Raw genomic sequence first — 485 nt, forward strand, 5'->3', positions numbered from 1 at the left:
GGCGCGCTGGTCTGGCCGGCCTTGATGGTGACTTGAGCGTTGTTGCTCAGGGTCACGACCAGGTCGTTGGCCAGGGCGGTGTTGATGTGCACGGTGAAGGTCGGTTTGACGTTCTCGGCCACCGAGGTCTGGTCGGCGGTGATGGTCACCAGCACCAGGTCGCCCTGGTTGCCAGTGCCCGGAGTGCCCGAACCTGGCTCGTCGGTGACGGCGGTGCTGACCGGGGTCTTGTCCAGCGTCAGCTGCTCGAACTTGCCGACATCCGCGCCGGTGACCGACTGGATGGCCTTCACGACCGGAGCGTTAGTGCCGGTATAGACGTTGTCCGGAGCTGTGACAGTGGCAGTGCCGGTTGTACCGTTAGCCGGGATGGTGATGGTGGTTTTGCCATCGTCCAGGGTAAAGGTCAGCGCACCGTGCTTGTCGATCGGCAGGCCGTCTTTGTTGGTCAGCGTCACGGTGTAGGTGATCACGCCACCTTCGGT

At 63.3% G+C, this 485-nt stretch carries 1 protein-coding gene; it reads right to left on the reverse strand.

Features of this window, described 5'->3' with window-relative positions; genetic code table 11:
- The coding region (locus tag SB765_RS28005; protein ID WP_410932272.1) for an immunoglobulin-like domain-containing protein at nucleotides 1–485 on the reverse strand (485 nt) is incomplete at both ends.

The sequence above is a fragment of the Pseudomonas sp. SIMBA_067 genome (assembly GCF_046534675.1).
Lineage (GTDB): Bacteria > Pseudomonadota > Gammaproteobacteria > Pseudomonadales > Pseudomonadaceae > Aquipseudomonas > Aquipseudomonas putida.